Consider the following 18,228-nt stretch of genomic DNA (forward strand, 5'->3'; position numbering starts at 1 on the left):
TCCTAACGCTTAGCCGTAGTCGCTACAGATAAACTGGCAGCGGGGAAATCAGCAGCCAACAAACTGCTTTTCCCTACGTCGATTTGCGATTTCCTCGGTGCTACTTTAGCACCACTTGAAACACTTCCGGCGCCATGAATAGCGATGACTTCACCCTTTGATAAACCATTTTTGATTTGTCTGAACTGGCCGAATCGTTCACCAATATCTACTTTGCGATATTGCAGTACATTGTTTTCATCAAGGGTCAGTACAAACTTGTTTTCAAGATCAGTACCCAATGACGTCTCAGGTACAAACACGCTCTCTTCAGGGGCGCCTAGAGGAAGCCTCACTCTGACAAATGCGCCAGCTTTCAGGTTGTTATTGCTCTGCTCGAACACCGCACGAACGCGAAGCGTACCTGTTTGACTATCAATTTGGTTATCGACAAAGTCGATGTCGCCTATATGTGTAAATTCGCTTTCACCAAGTAACTGCATTGCTACCTGTGAATGAGGTTGTGAATCAGAAGCAAAAAATGCATTCCACGTTCGCTCGTCAATGTCGAAATAGGCGTAGCGTTTTGCGTCTGAAACAATCGAAGTGAGAACGGATTGCGCGCTAACCACATTGTTGCCCTGAGTTATAAAGGCGCGAGATACTATTCCTGAAATAGGCGCAGTGACCTTTGTATAGGATAAGTCGAGCTGAGCACTGTGAAGCTGCGCTTTTAACGCAGACAATTCAGCTTGGCGCTGATGATAAGTGGATTGACGAGCGAGGGCCTGTTCTTGCGAAAGCACCCGCTTAGCGGCCAGCTGCTCTCCTCGTTCAAACTCACTTTTAGCCTGAGCCAGTGCTGCTTCAGCACCGGCAATCTGTGACTCTATAGTTTCCACTCGACTTTTAAACTGTTCATCATCGATAGTAAAAAGCACACCCCCTTTACTTACCCTACTTCCTTCTTTAAAGCGCACCTCCTCAACAATGCCTGATATTCTCGGCATTAATTGAACGACTTCTGGCGCTTCAAGGCGAGAGGTATAGGTTTTCCAAGACTGAGCAGCGAGAACGGCAACGGGCGCTACATCCACAGCAGGCATTTTTTCCTCGACCGCTGTAGCATTATTTCCCGCCCCACAGCCCTGTAAAAACAGAAATGTGGCAATTATTAAACCTGAGGTTATGGCTGCTTTCATATTCACTCTCCCAATCTTTGTGTACCAAATTGCGGCAAGTATAAAGCGTCAATTAATGCCTAAAAACACGCATTCAGACATCAATTTGTTGCCCATTTTGCAACAAAGAATTAAAGTTTGGCGTAAGCCTTTGATGAGATAGCCGTAAAAGACAAATTAAACTGAGAACGATAATGGACACAGCAAGCCGATTACTTTTATTTTTAGACGTTGTTGAACATGGCTCACTAATGGGAGCCGCAGAATCAAGGAAGATTGATCGCTCTGTAGTGTCAAAACAAATTAGCAAGCTAGAAGATGATTTAGGTGTTCGTTTACTTAATAGAACCACACGTTCGATTTCTCTTACCGCTGCCGGTGGCGAAATGATAAAAAAGGCGTCTGAGCTTAGAATGCTAATGCAAGATACCTTTACCGTGGCAGAAAACTTTCACAGTGAACCTACGGGTCTACTGAAGATAGCGGCAGCTCCGCTAATAGGCCGGCGTTATTTGCAACCGGTTATCAATCAATTTCAAAAAGACTACCCCCAAGTCGACATAGAATTGCGTTTAGACTCAAAAGTGGCAGACGTAGTCTCTGAAGGCATCGACCTTGCTTTTCGTGTGGGAGAGCCTAAAGACGGCTCGTTCATTGCCAGGCGTATAGCCCCAAATAGGATGATCATTGCCGCGGCACCCGCATTTATAAAAACCTACGGCATGCCCTCAACAATTGGAGACCTTAAGCACCTGCCAGCAGCTACCTTTGTTAGCGCGAACGCGCGTATTAAGGAAATTCACTATTTTAACAAGCAAGGTCATCCGTGCACTCAGCCAATGAAAAGTGTGTTTAGCGCCAACGATGGTGAAGTATTAATAATGAAAACACTAACCGGTGACGCTTACTTTGCAGGTCCGTGCTTTATTCTGGGTGATGAAATTGCAAAAGGAGAGTTGATCCCATTAGTCACGGATACACACTTGGCCGAATACAGCGGCATGTACGCCGTTTATCCCCACCGTGACCTGCCAAAAAGGACACTGCTTTTTTTCAACGCAGTGCGTGAATATATTGGCGAAAAAGTCCCTATTTGGGAAAGTAATATAAAAGGCTTTGAAAATATGTATCGCGCACGTACTTAAAGCAATGCGCTTCCCTCTATCTAACTCGCTTGCATACTTTATATTTACTGATGCTGCACCGGCAAAAGCCCAACGCTCTTAGCCGTGAGACTGCTAATAAAAAGCCCCTCATCAGTTTTTATCGCGCCTGTCACAAAGGGGAAAGCGCCGGTAGGGTCTTGCCAACTTTGTGCTATCTCACCTTTTTCGCTTAATTCTATAAGGTGCCCATAAGACTGCCCTTGAGGACGCATAAAACCGGGAAGGCGCTGTACTATTTTTCGAATAAATGGTTTATCAGACAGCATATCGACAGGGGCTGAGCGCGGCGACGCAAGACCAATGTAGTAGTTGCCATTATCTGCACGGCTGATGTTGTCTGGAAAGCCTGGCAAGTTATTAATAAGCACGTCGACTTGACCTTTATTTGGTCCCATAAGCCAATAACGCAGCACACGGTATTTTCCGGTTTCGTTAATCAATATCGATTGCTCATCGTGACTAACTGCCACACCGTTCGCGAATACCAACTTATCCATGAGTATTACACTATTGCCAGTGTCGGGGTTGTACTCGATTAACCTGCCATTACCTTGGTGTTCGAATATCTCAAGCAAGCTAGCATTAAGGGTACCCCCAAAGTCTTGTGCCGGAAATTTAGTGGTCGCGTCGGTAAAATAGATGTTGCCGTTTTGAGCTATATCTACATCATCTGCATAAACGACAGGTGTATTGTTTACCTTATCAACCAGCACAGAGACCTTGCCCGCTGAATTAATTTTAAGTAACCCAAGGTGGGCGTCAGCGACAACAAGGTTGCCTTTATTGTCATATTCAATGCCTAAGGGGCGACCGCCCGTATTTACCCAAGGGGAAAAAGTATCCTCGCCTCTCTTCTTCAAAAGAATAGTGCCAGAATGACTCGATGTTGCTAACGTGCCATTTTGGTTCGAGGCAAAATCTTCTGGCCCATAGTCATTGCCCATGTTAACGAGCGTTAACTGAGATAGTCGTGTGTTTTTTGCAAATTTGCCTTCAAACCCCTTATCGACGGGTGCTTGCCAAGCAACTGGCGCTATTGGTAAAGGCCACAATAGTAGGTAAAGGACGATGGATATAGCTATGAACCACATTACTTTCATTAGAATTTTGCCTTTTAAAAACGCTTCCCATTTACAGGCGTTCAGTTTTTTCACCATACCAAGCAAAGTTTCAACACTCCCCTTTCGTTTTTGAATAGTCAACTATTACTCATGCCCTATTCCGAACCTTTTACTCGACATCGCTTTTTATGCATTACAAATTCGTAAAGTAGCATCTATAAATAACGTTCGCGCGTTTCATAATAAAATGCAGTAGAGGTACATCATGTCATTTTATTCAAGAACACTCGAAGCTTCATACGCTAAGCAGATAGACAGAGAACTAAGAGCAAGTCACGCTGGAGAAACTGGCGCGGTATGGATATATAGAGGCGCACTATGTGCTGAATTTAGTCTAAGTTTGTTTAAAATAGTGCGTCCAGCAAGTGAAACTACGGGCTTTATTTACCAGCACTTAAAAACTGAAAAGCAACACCTTGAGATTTTCGAAACTGAAATGCCACGTTTCAGAGGGAGCTTTATTCTCCCTCTTTGGATTGGGGCTGGATTTATGACAGGCTTTATTCCTCGCTTGTTGGGCAAAAATTGGTTTTTTTATACCATTTACTGTGTCGAACAATTTGTCGATACCCATTATGAAAAACAGTGTAGCCAACTCGTGATGCAACCTAACCCGCCTTCGAACGTCATCGACAGGTTTAAGCGATGCCAGATGGACGAGCAGCACCACAGAGACGAGGCAGAATCCTTAATGGCCGCAAAAGCATCGCTACCTATGAAAATGTGGGGGCGCTTGGTAAAAGCAGGCTCATCAACGGCGGTTTCCATTGCGAAGATCATTTAAGCGAGTTACCGACGTATTACATATGTAATACTGAGACCTCACATGGCGCATTTAAAACTTCTAAACACGCGCCTCTTCACTGTTAACTTGGCTCACCCGCGCATCACTATCATTCCCATCATTCTTTGCTTCTGCTCGATTAGCGCTAACGCGTTTTATTAACGTGCGTGAACGATATAAGCTCCAAATGACATAGCCCGCCATAGGAATATTTAGTTGTAGCGAAGAAATAGTGAATGCAGCACTGCCGTGAACAGCCACGTAAGCAATAAGTAAAACTAGTACGCTTAGCCCCGAAATTAGTAACCAGATTGGCTTAGTTAAGGGTTTTATTGCTACCGTCATTGCAGTATTAAGCACCACCAACCCCCAAAATACTGCAATGAGTGAACCTGCAAAGAACATATCAACCACCGCGGTTAAGGCTAACGCACTGACACTTCCCCAGACTATGCTATACCAAAGCCGACTTGCCAAAGGTGGGTGTGCTTTTTTAGACAGCCAAATTTCCATTCCAGAAACGCAAAGCATAGTTAGCATTACGCCAAGAATAAAAAACAACCATTTGCTGGTCATGCCGGCAAAGTCGCCGAAATGTAAACGATACATGGCCCAGAATATTTGCTTACCCCATTCTCCATCTTCGTAACCAGCGTCACCAATGTAGTTGCCCGCTGTATCGAAACGATAGCCTTCTGCGTAAATCATGCGGTTTGGCGCTTTGGCATAAATTTCAATAAATTGCTCTGGCTCGCCGACCTCGTGTACGGTTAAAAAAATTGGCGACTTTTCAGGCGCGAGCGTTTCCATTTGCGCGAAGGCTTTTCCAATAGCAGGTTTACCTTCTTGTGGGGCGATGACCGGGTCTGGCGTGAAAATTTGGTTTATTACCGCATCTCTATCGCCGCCATAGTTCACGGTGGCAACTAACACTAAAATAATACCGGCCAAACCAAAGTAAGTTCCTGTTATGCCAATCACTAAATGAAAGGGCGCAGCCCACAGACCAAAGCGGTTGTGCAAGTCAATCTGGGCTTGCTGGCCATTACCGCCTCTTCTCAGCTTGAATGCATCTTTGCCAATCCGTTTATGGGCAATAATCCCCGTAATAACTAAGGTACATATAATGGCACCAAGGGCACTGACTAAAATCATCCCCCAGCTATGCGGCAAGTTTAAATACAAATGCAAGTCCACCAGCATTTGCGTGAAAGACACGCTTTCTTCTTCAAGTAAATTACCTTCACTATCCGCAAAATACGCTACATGATCGTTTTCAACCACCAACCGTGGAATATCGGATGTAGGAAACACAACAAAGAGATGGTGAGACTCTTCGGTATGTTTAGCTAGGAAGCTATCCATAGCTTTTTCAATCGCCTGCGGAGAAACATTCTCCATCTCTTCAATATGAGGCTGCTCCCACCTTTCGAACTCTAGGTGAAATACGGCAACCGTTCCTGAAAGGCATACTAAAAAAAGCAGTACACTTAAAAAAACACCAACCCAAGTATGTGCGTTTAATGCATTTTGTTTTGTTATTTTATCCATCGAAATTCACCTACATGGGGAAGAAGATAAGAATTGGTACGCATAGCGCGGCCAAGCCTGCGTAAGCACCAATGACTTTAAATTTGTGAGAGGTAGCAAGGTAGTGATAAACGAATAGCCCCCACAAAACTGGCAATAGAACCGTACCAATGGCTAACTGCCCTGCGATAGAAAATGGAAGCAGCGCGCATACACCTAGCGTTATTAGAACGCTGACCACCAATAGAGCAACCAGTACCACGAAATAGTTTGCAACATTTGCCAATACAGTACCTCTTGCAAAGTCAAAGCTTCGCGGCTGAGGTACGTTTTTAGGCTGTGGCAAAAACGTTTGATTGAATGCGATGAACGGCCAGACAAGAATTGCAGGAATACATAACGCATATAGTACGCCAAACTCCCACCCTTGGACGAACGACCAGAATACCGCCGAAACTAGCCATACGGCTAAACCTAAATAAAGATAAGTTGACGCTTGCTCACGCCAGCTTTTATAAACAACCCCTAAGGCTGCGAACGTTAACCCACCTGCTGCAACTGAAAGCATGATGATTCCTTAAATGAATAAACAAGCGATGCGCTTCTCTCCTTTTTTTGAATAGAATAAGGATAGTCACCACTTTATGTATAATTTAACAAATTCTCACACAAATGATAACTAGTATCATTATTATTACCTTTAATTTAAATGCCGTTTTCTTATTAATGGTGAAAATTGGAATGAAATCGCGCACCAGAAGCAACTTCAATTAAAAAATAGCCCCAAGATATAAATTAAAGTTAGCGCACACAAAAAAGCCGAACTAACTAAGTTAGTTCGGCTTTTTTACATATTTGAGTTAGATGCTACATACTAAATGTATTCTGCAGCTTCGCTCTCGTCTTCAGTCTCAACCACTTCATGGCTAAGCAGGTATTCAAAGGCGGCTAGTGATGCTTTAGCCCCCTCGCCCATCGAAATAACGATTTGCTTATAAGGTACTGTTGTCACGTCACCCGCAGCAAAAATACCAGGTTCAGAAGTATGACATTTAGTATCAATAATGATTTCACCATACTGCGTCATCTCTACCGTGTCCTTCATGAACTGACTGTTCGGTACAAGGCCAATTTGAACAAATACACCGGAAAGTTCGCGTGTATGGACTTCATTGGTTGAACGGTCTTGGTATTCAATTGCGTTCACTTTGCCATTCTCGGCCGTGATTTGGCGTGTAGCCGCATTTTTAATAATGGTAATGTTATCGCGCTTTTCTGCTTGGTCGATAAGTACCTGGTCCGCTTTAAGCTCTGGCATAAATTCAAACACCGTTACTGATTTTACGATACCAGCCAAATCTAGTGCTGCTTCAATACCCGAGTTACCACCACCAATAACTGCAACATCTTTACCTTTAAAGAAAGGACCATCACAGTGCGGGCAATACGCTACACCATTACCTACGTTCTCACGTTCACCTGGAACACCGAGTTCTCTCCAGCGTGCGCCGGTTGCTACAATAACCGTACGGGTGCGAATTTGCTCGCCTGAAGAAAGTGTAATAGTTTTAATATTACCTTTTTCTATGCTATCGACACGTACGTGCTCTTTAAGCGTGATGTCGTAATCGCGAACGTGCTCCATTAAGTTACCTACAAGTTCAGGGCCTGTTGTTTTGGGTACAGAGATCAAATTTTCTATGCCCATAGTGTCTTTTACCTGACCACCGAAAGTTTCAGCAACAATGGCTACTTTAAGGCCTTTACGTGCACTGTAAATTGCTGACGCAACACCCGCTGGGCCGCCGCCAATAACAGTAACGTCTTGAAGCGGCAGTGCGTCGCCTTTATTTGCCTCTTTAAGGCTAGGGTCGCGCTCGATAAGTTTGTTGATAAGTACTGAACCATCAACTTTACCGTTCGCGAATAGCTCGCCATTAAGGTAAACGCTAGGTACACCTTGAATGTCGCGCTCTTGAATTAAGTTTTGATACAGCCCACCGTCAATCATTTCGGTCTTAATGTTAGGATTAATCAAAGCGAATTGATTAAGTGCCTGAACGACTTCTGGGCAGTTGTGACAGCTTAAGCTGATAAATACTTCAAAGTTAAGCGGTTCTTTAACCGCTTTAACCAGTGTTTGAACACTATCATCTAGCTTAAGTTCAGTGCCTGCTGCATGCAGCATAGCAAGTACAAGAGAATTAAACTCATGGCCACCCGGGATTCCTGAGAAACGAATTCCAGTATCTTCACCGTCAGCCTCTAATAAAAAGCTGATTGCGCTGCGTAGTTCACCATTAGTTTCACGCTCTTCTACGTTTAGCTTTTCGCTTACTGAAGCAATGTCGGACAGAAACTTCACAAGCTCTTCGCGCTTGCTATGTTCACCGGTCTGTACGACAAAGGTTACGTTTTTTTGCATTGACTCAGCATATGATTTCAATGCTTGTAAAATTTCTTTAGTTAACACGGTTATTCTGCCTTATTTTCGACACGCCGATCCCCGCCAACCATTTAATAGGTCAACAACATAAGCGGAAATTGGAAATTAATATCAGGGAGTGGAGCCCCACTCCCTATAAACTATCTGCCTAACACTTCTACTAACGTTTATCCTGTTGTGCTAGGCACTAAGCGGTGCTGCTTAGATTTTGCCTACAAGGTCAAGAGAAGGTGCAAGTGTTTCTTCACCTTCTTTCCATTTTGCTGGGCAAACTTCACCTGGGTTGTTTGCTACATATTGAGCAGCTTTAACTTTACGTACTAGGTCGTCTGCGTCACGGCCAATACCTTCAGAGGTGATTTCCATTGCTTGTACGATACCTTCTGGGTCAACAACGAATGTTGCACGGTCAGCAAGACCCATAGTTTCGCGCATACAATCGAAGTTACGCGTGATTTCGCCAGTAGGGTCGCCGATCATTGCAAACTTGATCTTGTTGATCGTGTCTGAAGAATCGTGCCATGCTTTGTGAGTGAAGTGTGTGTCAGTAGATACTGAGAATACTTCTACGCCACGAGACTGAAGTTCTTCGTACTTATCAGCGATGTCGCCAAGCTCAGTTGGGCAAACAAATGTGAAGTCAGCTGGGTAAAATACGAAAACTGCCCATTTACCTTTGATGTCTTCGCTGCTTACGTCTACGAATTCGCCGTCTTTAAATGCAGTCGCTTTAAAAGGTTTGATAGCAGTATTAATCAATGCCATGTTTAATTCTCCATTTGGTTTAAATTTTCCAGATGCTTAATGCATACGGATACAAACTTTACGTTTATTTTGTCGACATGGTTTTGCAGTTTTGTGAAGATATTCACTTGTTGCGAAATCTATGTCTCTCGAAACTGGTGATAAGAATAGCGCGCATCACTTAAAAAAACTAATTAGTAAATATGAATCGCTTAATCAGGTTATTGAATTGAACGATGAAAATAGAATCAATTAGCTAATCGGCACGCGACACAACCCTGTTTATAGCTTTAATACAAGCAGTGTGAGGAACATATGACAAATACCCGAATTCACCTCATTTCAGAAGAAATTGAGCGTATTGATAATCACAAACCATCGCGAAGCTTGCCAAAACATATAAAGATGGCTACCAGCCCCTTTGTATTTTATCGAGGCAGCGCTCAGTTATTCTACGCAGATATCAAAGCGGGCCTGATTAATTTTCCCAAAGAATGCGACTCTATACCACTTACCAGCGTGATGGGCGACTGTCATACTTCTAATTTTGGTTTTCTTACCGAAGAAGGCTCTCACGGAGATACAGTAATTTTTTCTCCCAATGATTTTGATGATGCATGTGTGGGCAAAGCACACTGGGACATACTTCGCTACCTCACCTCATTGCGTCTTGCTCAGCTACACTGTAGCGGTATAGTGGAAGGTAAGTATTCTGGGGAAGATATCGATATTACTAAACCCGTAGTTACTCATCAGCAAGTTATTAGTGCACAAAATGCATTTCTAAAGGAATACGCGCACACCTGCGACCGAGCAGTAAAGAATGCCAAAGTGCTAAACGAGGCGATAGACTATAGTCCCGCTAATGTGCCGAGTAAGCTAACAAAGCTTTACAAAAAAGCAAAAGCCCGTAGTGCTGGCGGTGAAGACTTTACGGTTAAAAGTGCGCTTGCTAAAGCGGTGAGTTTTAATGGCACGACGCTGGGCTTTAAACCCAACAGTGAAAAGTTCGCCCCTCTGAGCGAAGACGAGTATAAAACATTACACGACGCGTTTGCTCCTTACATGGACGATTCTATCGTTGATATTGTTAAACGCCTGAACGCAGGAACTGGTTCCGTAAATATGGCGCGCTATTACTTTTTAGTCGGGCCGTCTAAACCGCATAACGAAACGAGCTTTGCGCATTGTCATATTGTAGAAGTTAAACAACAGCGCGTTGCTGCACCTATTCATTATTTCCCTACCATTAACCCTGTCAATCGTCTGAACGCTGCCCACCTTACCGCACGTTGCCAACGACGAATGCAAAGAAAGCCGGACCTTGTTCTTGATGAGGTAAAATTTAGGGACGCTCATTATTTAATTCGCTCAAGACATCACGCTAAAGTGGGTATTGATCCTCAAGATATTGCAATGGGCAATAAGGCCCTTAACGGGGGCTTTGAATATTTCGCACAACTATGCGGTTATAGCTTGGCACTGGCGCATTGCCGTGGAGATAGAAGAAGCACGCGGTTTGCCCAATCAGCCTCAAATGCCTTTTCTCAATCAAGAGACTTGCTTGTGAAAATAGCAAATCTTTATGCAGATCAAGTCGTTGATGATCACGCTTTATTCTCCCGTCACCTCGAATCAAACTAAAACGAAGCTTGATGTAATAAAAACGTAATTCGCGCTCATAAAATGGCTATAGCGTTATTTAAAGGTTAGGTAAGGCTACAAAAGTGATTTAACAGTATAAGTAAGTTTACTTATACCTCCTATGCTGTTGATTTACTTAAGCTATTTTAAAAACAGCTTGAATAAGATTAAGTTATTTCTATTAATCATAAACTTCCCTACGGTAGAACAAGCAATACGAAAATTGCTCGTCACAGGGTGCTCTGCTCATTCAGACTTTACAACAAAAATACTAGTACCTGTGATTTAAAAAATAATGAAACTACAAAGGGAAAATGACGTGAGAACATCATTAACTTTACTATCTGCAGGAATAATCTCTGCACTTTCTTCTACCGCTATTCAAGCCAACGATTTAGTTATTAGTGGTGTTATTGACGGGCCATTAAGTGGCGGTGTTCCAAAAGCTGTAGAACTTTTCGTTGTTAACGATATTGCAGACTTATCTACCTATGGTATTGGTGCAGCGAACAACGGTGGTGGAACAGATGGAGAAGAGTTCACCTTCCCAGCTGGCACGTCTGCAAGCGCTGGCTCTTACATCTACGTAGCATCAGAAATTGATGGGTTTACCGCATTTTTCGGCTCTGCACCAGACTACGATACATCTGAATTAGGAATTAATGGTGACGATGCTATAGAGCTTTTCAAAGATGGCAGCGTTATTGATACGTTTGGTGATATCAACACCGACGGCAGCGGCACCGCATGGGAATACTTAGATGGTTGGGCATACCGTACGTCGGGCCAAACGGCTAATGGCGGCAGTTTTGAAGCGTCTAACTGGACTTACAGTGGTGTTGACGCGCTTGACGGTTCAACCACAAATGCAGATGCAGCCAGCCCCTTCCCTACCGGCACCTTCACCACTGAAGGCGGTGGTGAAGTTATTGAAGAACCAGAAGAGCCTGCCATTGAGCTAGGAATGTGCGGCGATGATGCAACACTAATAAGTGCAATTCAAGGCAGCGAAAGTAGCTCTGCTGAAGTTGGCAATAGCCATATTGTCGAAGCTATCGTTACTGGCACCCGTGCTGATGGTTTCTTTATACAAGAAGAAGCAGCGGATCACGACGGTGATGAAAACACATCTGAAGGTTTGTTCGTAGACGGCAGTGTTGAAGTTGAAACTGGCAACCTAGTACGCCTTTACGGTGAAGTCGAAGAAAACTACGGCATGACGACCCTTGCCATGGATAGCGATGTTGCTGCACTTGATTGTGGTGCAACTGATGCTGTTGCGGCGGTAGAGATTGCTATGCCGTACGAACTTGACCTTGAATCGGTTGAAGGTATGGTTGTTAGCGTGACTGACGCGACAGTAACAAGCACGAACAACCTTTGGCGCTATGGCGAAATCGTTGTTAGTGACACAATTAAACGCCAACCAAGCGATGTGGCAGCGCCATTGTCAGATGCTTACACAGCCGCTGTTGAAGCAAGCGAAACAAGCCTGCTTACAATTGAAGATAACAGCAGTTCTCAGTACCCAGATGCTTTGAGTTTCTTCCCTACTTTCAGCTACGCTAATGCTATTCGCATTGGTGATTCGGTTTCTGCTGCAGGTCCACTAAACTACAGCTTTGGTACTTATAGAATTAACCCTAGAGACATTATTGAAGTCACTTCAACCCGTGAAGCGAACCCTGTTGTAACAGAAGGCAACTTATCAATTGCAACTTTCAACGTGCTTAACTACTTCAACGGTGAAGTGGACGCTAACGGCGATGTAACCTTCGATTATGACGAAAACCGTGGTGCAGATGACGCAGTAGCGTTTGAATTGCAACAAGGTCGGATCGTAGAAGCTATTGTTAACCTTAATGCTGACGTTGTTGGCCTAATGGAAATTGAAAACGATGGTTTCGGTGAAGATAGCGCTATTCAGGCACTAGTTAATGCTATTAATGCAGAGCTAGGTGAAACTGAACAGTACTCATTTATTGCCACTAGCGATGGTAGCGAAGTTGGTACAGATGCTATCACTGTAGGCCTGCTATACAAAGCTTCTGTAGTAACACCAGAAGGCGACGCTATTATTGTTGATATGCCAGTACAACAAATTGACGAAGATAGTCTTGCACAAATGCGCCCTAGCCTTCTTCAATCTTTTGTACACACTGAAAGTGAAAAGTCGTTCCTAGTATCAGTGAACCACTTTAAGTCTAAGGGTTCGCAGTGCGCTGAAGACATTGCCGAAGAGCCGTCTGAAATTACTACAATTCAGGGTAGCTGTAACGCGTTTCGCGTATCGGCAGCCGTCACATTAGGTAATGCTTTAAGCGATGAAAATCTGCCAGAGCGTAAGATAATCTTAGGCGACTTGAACGCGTACAGTGCTGAAGATCCTGTTGCTGTACTTACCGACTATACACCTGAAGCTCGCGGATACACCATAACTACTGCGGTAAATACAGAAATGGACGAGGGCGCTTCTGTTGAAGTTGAATCTAGCTTCGGCTATCACAATTTAGCTGAAGAATTTGATGCAGAAGGCTTCTCGTATTGGTTCTATGGTACAGAGCAAGTAGGTAGTTTAGACCACGTACTAGCAAGTGAAGCCATGCTTGAAGACGCTATTGATGGTGCTCACTGGAATATCAACTCAGTTGAAGCCTACCAGCTACAGTACGACCAAGCGCTTCGTTATTATGCTGATGAAGACGGCTACGCGTTCACTGATGTGGGTCCATTCAGAAGTTCAGACCATGACCCGTTTGTTGCAACTTTCGATCTACAAGCGGATGTAGTTGACGATGAAGAAGACGATAACGACAGCTCAGGTGGCTCAATGGGAGGAATTCTTGCTCTGTTAGCCGCAGCAATTGGCTTTCGCCGTCGTGCTACTGTTGCTAAAAAATAACAGAAGAAAGGATTAAACCCTTCTTAAAATAAAAAAGCTGCCTTGAAATTCAAGGCAGCTTTTTTTATGTTTTCATTTTGCCGTTGTGTGTACATGATTAGCGGCGTTTAAACTTTTATCTAGCCCTTTATAGTAGCTTCGCAAGCTTTAAAAACGGACAACATTCCAAACTACGCTTTAGCGACAACCACGCCGACTAAATCCGCCGCATTGGTATCATCCACTTCAATGCCAATTCGAGCGATATACTGATCCCGTTTTTCCGCTTGGGTCGCCGATAACTCTTCAGAACAGAGTAATTTGGCGGCACGCTGCGCAGAGTTCATTTGTTCTTCACTAAGACCACTGTCTAGGTGCATTTGAGTAATGACTTTAAGCAGGCTTAACGCGATCTGTTTGTCTTTGGGTGACAAGGTCAAGGCCTGTCTTAAATTGTTATAAGCGGGAATAAGGCGATTTTCTTTGTAATTTACAGCCGCCATCTGCTTAAGCTCTTTAGTAGTAAACTGAATCTCGGTACGCTCAATAGACTCTTGATTCAGATACTCATTAACCACTTGTGAGGTAAAAGTATCACCTTCTATCTGCTTTCTCAGTTTATCTAAAATACTAACACAGTGTTCACGCATGCCCAGTTCATGGAAGGCTTTCATCTTATCTAAACTATCTTCCATTGACAGTCCATCAGTAGACGCTGAGCGATCCTTCATTAACTTTTCAGCCTCGCGTTTCTCGTCTCTAAGACATAGTACTCGGGACTTAACCACATCCATTTGCTCAGCAAGCTGATTCTGCATACCTTTCTGCTGCCTAAGCTCATCAAGCTCACTTTCGGCGCGTTTAAGGTACTTGTCACCTTCAGCGTTTCCTAAGCTTGTAGCCAAATCAATGGTAGAGCGAATAACATTGAGCGTAAGTTGAGGGGAGTCATGAATAGAATTTTTGGCAAACTTAGCCATATTCTGCACCGCAGAGAGTTGGCCAGCTTTATCATGGTTGAGCCTGGCTAGGTCCCACAAGCGCTTGTTTCGCTCAATATTACGGGGCGCAAGCCGACTTGCCTCTTTCATTTGCTCGTACGCAATATCAAACTGCTCTTTTTCAATAAAATATTGTGCGAGCAAATCAAAAGTTAAGAAGCGCGTATCGGGCCGCTGAAGCAGATCATCAACCAGCAACTGCGCTTCTTCTAGTTCATCTTGGCGTAACAATGAGCGCGTAAGACCAATATGAATCCAAGCGTGATCCATGCTCTGCAATAGTGTTCTAAAGTAATCCTCTGCTGTTTCATAGTCCCGTAACTGCAATAAACAGTCACCAATAAGGCGTTTTATTCTGGTGTGGTACTCTGAAAGCGAGGGATCTTTTAGTTGTCGCTCAGCATAATACATCGCCGTTGAATAGTCGCCAGCATGCATGCAATGCAGCATTTTATGCAGTTTCAAGCGAACTTGTATTAGGTATTCTAAGCGCGCTTCAATCTTATTGCGCTGTAATGGTTTAACCCAAAAATCATCCGGCTGCAGTTCTACAATACAGTTAACAAGCTCAGGCGATGTCTCGGCACTAAGAAAAATAACCGTTGTGGTATCGTTAATGTGGTTGAGGTGCTTAAGTTCTTCAAAAAGATGAAAGCCATCTTTATCGTGACTTACGTTAAACGCTAGTAATACAAAGTCATACTGCCTTGCCTCACATAATCTCTTGGCATGGAACGCGTTGAATGCACTACTAACGTTTTTGATCCCTATTTCCTGTAATGCTGAAGCAACAACATCGTGAACTAGCCCCTGGTTATCGATAACCAGCACATGTAGCTCTTCTCTTGGGGTGGGGGCAGGTATTTTTTCCAGCATTAGCCAATCACTTCTTACATCTTTTCCCTAAGCGACACAATAGCGTCAAGACGGCCTATTGTGGACAACACTATGCTATCGTTGTGAAGTTGCCATCAAATACAAAGCCTGTTTACTAATCACTAAGCTTTACGGACTACTCGAACTACTCGAATTTCAAGTACGGTTTTATCACAACAGATATATAGCAAATTCATATTATACATAAGTATGAGTTTTTGGATACTAGCGCGGTGGGTCGATGCTGTCATTAACACTACCGTTTACTCTGTACCATCCCGCAACAGAATGGCGCGTTCTTACTGCTGGCAAAACTTCATGAGGGAATGCTTCACTAAGAAACACAACGAATGTTCCTTTTGCTGGTAGGACTTTTGTTCCTATTTGGTCATTGTCATCCGAATACAGCACTAATTCACCGCCATCAGTCTCCTGCCAGCTTTCGTTTAGATAAGCAACAAGTGATAGCACCCTATTGCCCTGACCTTTAAACGCATCTACATGGCGCTTGTAAAATTTACCCGGTTCATAACAAGCAAAATGACTTTCAAACGAAAAAAGCCCCATAAAAAGCGAACGGTTTATATATTGCTGCATAGCTTCACACCATGACAGCCACAGGGCGCCTTCCTCAGAAGAACCGGTAATCCAGCAAATTTCGTCCCCTCTCACTTTTTCAGCCTTGTGATAATTCTCTGCGCGACCAATGCCCGCTTTTCTATATTCGGCTTCGGAGATTTTACGCTGGCAAGTCAAAAGTGCTTGTGTAATAAAATCAGGTAAACCATTCTTTTGAATAGAAAAGCCTGTAGTGACTAAGTCGTCAACGATGTTTTCAAATATGGCTTCATCAAAAACGTGTAGAGGCTGATACGACGCAAGTTGTTCTCTATTCATCAAACTCTTTTTACCTATGGGCAGTTAACTAATCGTTAAATTATTAGGAAGGTGTGGACGTAAAAAAAAAGTAGCGAACTTATACGCGGCGTTGAGCCTTGTGGCAATTGAATGATCGCACATTCTTCGCGCTATTTTTTTGTCGATAAAAGAAAAATTATTTATCGTTTGGGTGGCTAAAGAATTCGCACGTTTCTTGCTAATCTTTTATATCAGTGTACGAGTAAGCTCCGCTAAAGAGAGCTCACCCTTCAATTGTTATCTTCGCCTTTACCGAAAGAACACGAGGACTACATTTAACAGTTGAAAAAACCATTACAAGGCGTTTAAGTAGAAATATACACACTGTACGTATCAAAAGTATTTGTCAGAAGTATTTATCAAAAGCATTAGCAAAAAGAGTAACCCATGAGTCAAGACCAGACACAAATAGAAGAAACGGAACACCATCTAGACTTAAGAAACTTAAGACTGGACGACTATAACGATGTAAAAGGGTTGATGGACAAGGTATACGCAAACGTTGGCGGCGCTTGGCCTTACTCTAACTACAAAGCACAAGTCACCACGTTTCCTGAAGGACAGATATGTATTGAAGATAAAGGCAAAGTGGTTGCCTTCGCCATTTCAGTCATTGTCGATTACGACCAGTTTGGTGATAAGCATAGTTACGATGAAATAACCGGTGATGCCTATCTCACAACTCACGATCCAAACGGTGATGTGCTTTACGGCGTTGAAGTTATTGTTTGCCCAGAATACCGCGGTCTTCGTTTAGGTAGACGGTTATACGAAGCACGAAAAGAGTTGTGTAGAAACTTAAATTTAAAATCAATTATGGCTGGGGGTCGCATTCCCAATTATAGAAACTATGCGAATGAATTGTCGCCTTATGAGTACATCGAGCAAGTAAAGCTCAAGGATATTTACGACCCGATTTTAACGTTTCAGCTGTCAAACGGCTTTGAAGTAAAGCAAGTAATGACTGCATACCTCCCAGAAGATGAAGCATCAAAGGGATATGCCACATTACTTCAATGGCATAACATTTATTACGAGCCGGGCACGCCTTCGTTAATCGCAAGCAGAAAATCGAGTGCGCGCATAGGATGTATTCAGTGGCAGATGCGCTATTTCAACAATGTAGAAGAGCTGCTTCAGCAGGTTGAATACTTCGTTGACGCACTTTCTGACTATTCGTGCGATGTGGCCTTATTCCCTGAGTTTTTCAACGCGCCGCTTATGGGCCTAAGTCCGTCCGATTCATCGATTGACGCCATTTGGCACTTAGCCACCTATACCGATGAAATTTTAACTGCCGTCTCTCATTTAGCCGTATCGTACAATATTACGATTATTGCCGGATCTATGCCGGTGGTAGAAGAGGAACAGCTGTATAACGTTAGCTACATATGTAAGCGAGACGGAACGATTGAAAGCCAATACAAACTTCATCCAACCCCTCATGAAAAAGAAGACTGGATTATGAAGGGTGGAAATAGTCTTAAGACTTTTGATACCGATTTCGGGAAAATCGGCGTTTTAATTTGTTACGACGTGGAATTTCCAGAACTGGCGCGCATTCTTTCTGACCAAGAGATGCAGATTTTATTTGTGCCATTTTGGACAGACACAAAAAATGGTTATTTACGGGTTCGCCGCTGTGCACAGGCAAGGGCCATCGAGAATGAATGTTATGTAGCTATTGCGGGTAGCGTCGGTAATTTGCCTAAGGTAGATAACGTGGATATTCAGTATGGTCAGACTGCGGTATTTTCACCCAGTGATTTCGCGTTCCCCCATGATGCCATAGTGTCTGAGACGACACCCAATACAGAGATGACGCTTATCGTGGACTTAGATCTCGACAAGCTCACTAAGCTGCAAAATGAGGGCTCGGTGCGAAATTACCTAGACCGACGCCGTGATCTTTATCGGGTTGAATGGATTGGCGATAAAAACTAACCCTGTTTCTATC

General features: G+C 43.5%; 13 protein-coding genes. 5 read left to right on the forward strand and 8 right to left on the reverse strand.

Annotation, left to right across the window (positions count from 1 at the left end; all coding sequences use genetic code 11):
* Positions 1–2: 2 nt before the first annotated feature.
* Positions 3–1,181, reverse strand: coding sequence for an efflux RND transporter periplasmic adaptor subunit (locus ACYX4N_RS12615; RefSeq protein ID WP_476054260.1), 1,179 nt, complete (start codon positions 1,179–1,181; stop codon positions 3–5).
* Between the two features lie 173 nt (positions 1,182–1,354).
* Here ACYX4N_RS12615 and ACYX4N_RS12620 point away from each other — a divergent pair, with 173 nt between their 5' ends.
* Positions 1,355–2,305 (forward strand): LysR family transcriptional regulator, encoded by a 951-nt coding sequence (locus ACYX4N_RS12620; RefSeq protein ID WP_474807175.1) that lies wholly within the window; start codon positions 1,355–1,357, stop codon positions 2,303–2,305.
* Positions 2,306–2,349: 44 nt separating this feature from the next.
* Here ACYX4N_RS12620 and ACYX4N_RS12625 read toward each other — a convergent pair whose 3' ends face one another.
* Positions 2,350–3,426: an SMP-30/gluconolactonase/LRE family protein gene (locus ACYX4N_RS12625; RefSeq protein ID WP_476054261.1), complete on the reverse strand. Its 1,077-nt coding sequence runs from the start codon at positions 3,424–3,426 to the stop codon at positions 2,350–2,352.
* A 226-nt stretch (positions 3,427–3,652) separates the two neighbouring features.
* Between ACYX4N_RS12625 and ACYX4N_RS12630 the strand changes: the two genes are divergently transcribed.
* On the forward strand, positions 3,653–4,231 hold the full coding sequence (locus ACYX4N_RS12630) for a demethoxyubiquinone hydroxylase family protein (protein WP_476054262.1): 579 nt from the start codon (positions 3,653–3,655) through the stop codon (positions 4,229–4,231).
* 60 nt (positions 4,232–4,291) lie between these two features.
* Here ACYX4N_RS12630 and ACYX4N_RS12635 read toward each other — a convergent pair whose 3' ends face one another.
* The 4 genes from ACYX4N_RS12635 to ahpC form a co-directional block, all read right to left on the reverse strand.
* Positions 4,292–5,782 carry a PepSY-associated TM helix domain-containing protein gene (locus tag ACYX4N_RS12635; protein WP_476054263.1) on the reverse strand — a complete coding sequence of 497 codons (1,491 nt, stop codon included), beginning with the start codon at positions 5,780–5,782 and terminating at the stop codon, positions 4,292–4,294.
* 10 nt (positions 5,783–5,792) lie between these two features.
* Complete coding sequence (locus ACYX4N_RS12640; protein WP_476054264.1) at positions 5,793–6,329, reverse strand: hypothetical protein; 537 nt, start codon at positions 6,327–6,329, stop codon at positions 5,793–5,795.
* 306 nt (positions 6,330–6,635) lie between these two features.
* Positions 6,636–8,234 carry an alkyl hydroperoxide reductase subunit F gene (gene ahpF, locus ACYX4N_RS12645; RefSeq protein ID WP_476054265.1) on the reverse strand — a complete coding sequence of 533 codons (1,599 nt, stop codon included), beginning with the start codon at positions 8,232–8,234 and terminating at the stop codon, positions 6,636–6,638.
* A gap of 174 nt (positions 8,235–8,408) precedes the next feature.
* Positions 8,409–8,966 (reverse strand): alkyl hydroperoxide reductase subunit C, encoded by a 558-nt coding sequence (ahpC, locus tag ACYX4N_RS12650; RefSeq protein ID WP_461851522.1) that lies wholly within the window; start codon positions 8,964–8,966, stop codon positions 8,409–8,411.
* A gap of 300 nt (positions 8,967–9,266) precedes the next feature.
* On the opposite strand from ahpC, the gene ACYX4N_RS12655 reads away from it, so the two are divergent.
* Together ACYX4N_RS12655 and ACYX4N_RS12660 are read left to right on the forward strand one after the other, a co-directional pair.
* Positions 9,267–10,595 (forward strand): DUF2252 family protein, encoded by a 1,329-nt coding sequence (locus ACYX4N_RS12655; RefSeq protein ID WP_476054266.1) that lies wholly within the window; start codon positions 9,267–9,269, stop codon positions 10,593–10,595.
* 319 nt (positions 10,596–10,914) lie between these two features.
* Positions 10,915–13,497: an ExeM/NucH family extracellular endonuclease gene (locus ACYX4N_RS12660; RefSeq protein WP_476054267.1), complete on the forward strand. Its 2,583-nt coding sequence runs from the start codon at positions 10,915–10,917 to the stop codon at positions 13,495–13,497.
* Between the two features lie 170 nt (positions 13,498–13,667).
* Here ACYX4N_RS12660 and ACYX4N_RS12665 read toward each other — a convergent pair whose 3' ends face one another.
* Together ACYX4N_RS12665 and ACYX4N_RS12670 are read right to left on the reverse strand one after the other, a co-directional pair.
* Positions 13,668–15,353 (reverse strand): response regulator, encoded by a 1,686-nt coding sequence (locus ACYX4N_RS12665; protein ID WP_476054268.1) that lies wholly within the window; start codon positions 15,351–15,353, stop codon positions 13,668–13,670.
* Positions 15,354–15,578: 225 nt separating this feature from the next.
* A complete protein-coding gene (locus tag ACYX4N_RS12670; protein ID WP_476054269.1) occupies positions 15,579–16,250 on the reverse strand; it encodes a 2OG-Fe(II) oxygenase in 672 nt (223 codons plus the stop codon).
* Positions 16,251–16,658: 408 nt separating this feature from the next.
* Between ACYX4N_RS12670 and ACYX4N_RS12675 the strand changes: the two genes are divergently transcribed.
* Positions 16,659–18,215, forward strand: coding sequence for a carbon-nitrogen hydrolase family protein (locus ACYX4N_RS12675; protein WP_118495164.1), 1,557 nt, complete (start codon positions 16,659–16,661; stop codon positions 18,213–18,215).
* Positions 18,216–18,228 lie beyond the last annotated feature (13 nt).

The organism is Alteromonas sp. ABH4_452, assembly GCF_056311825.1.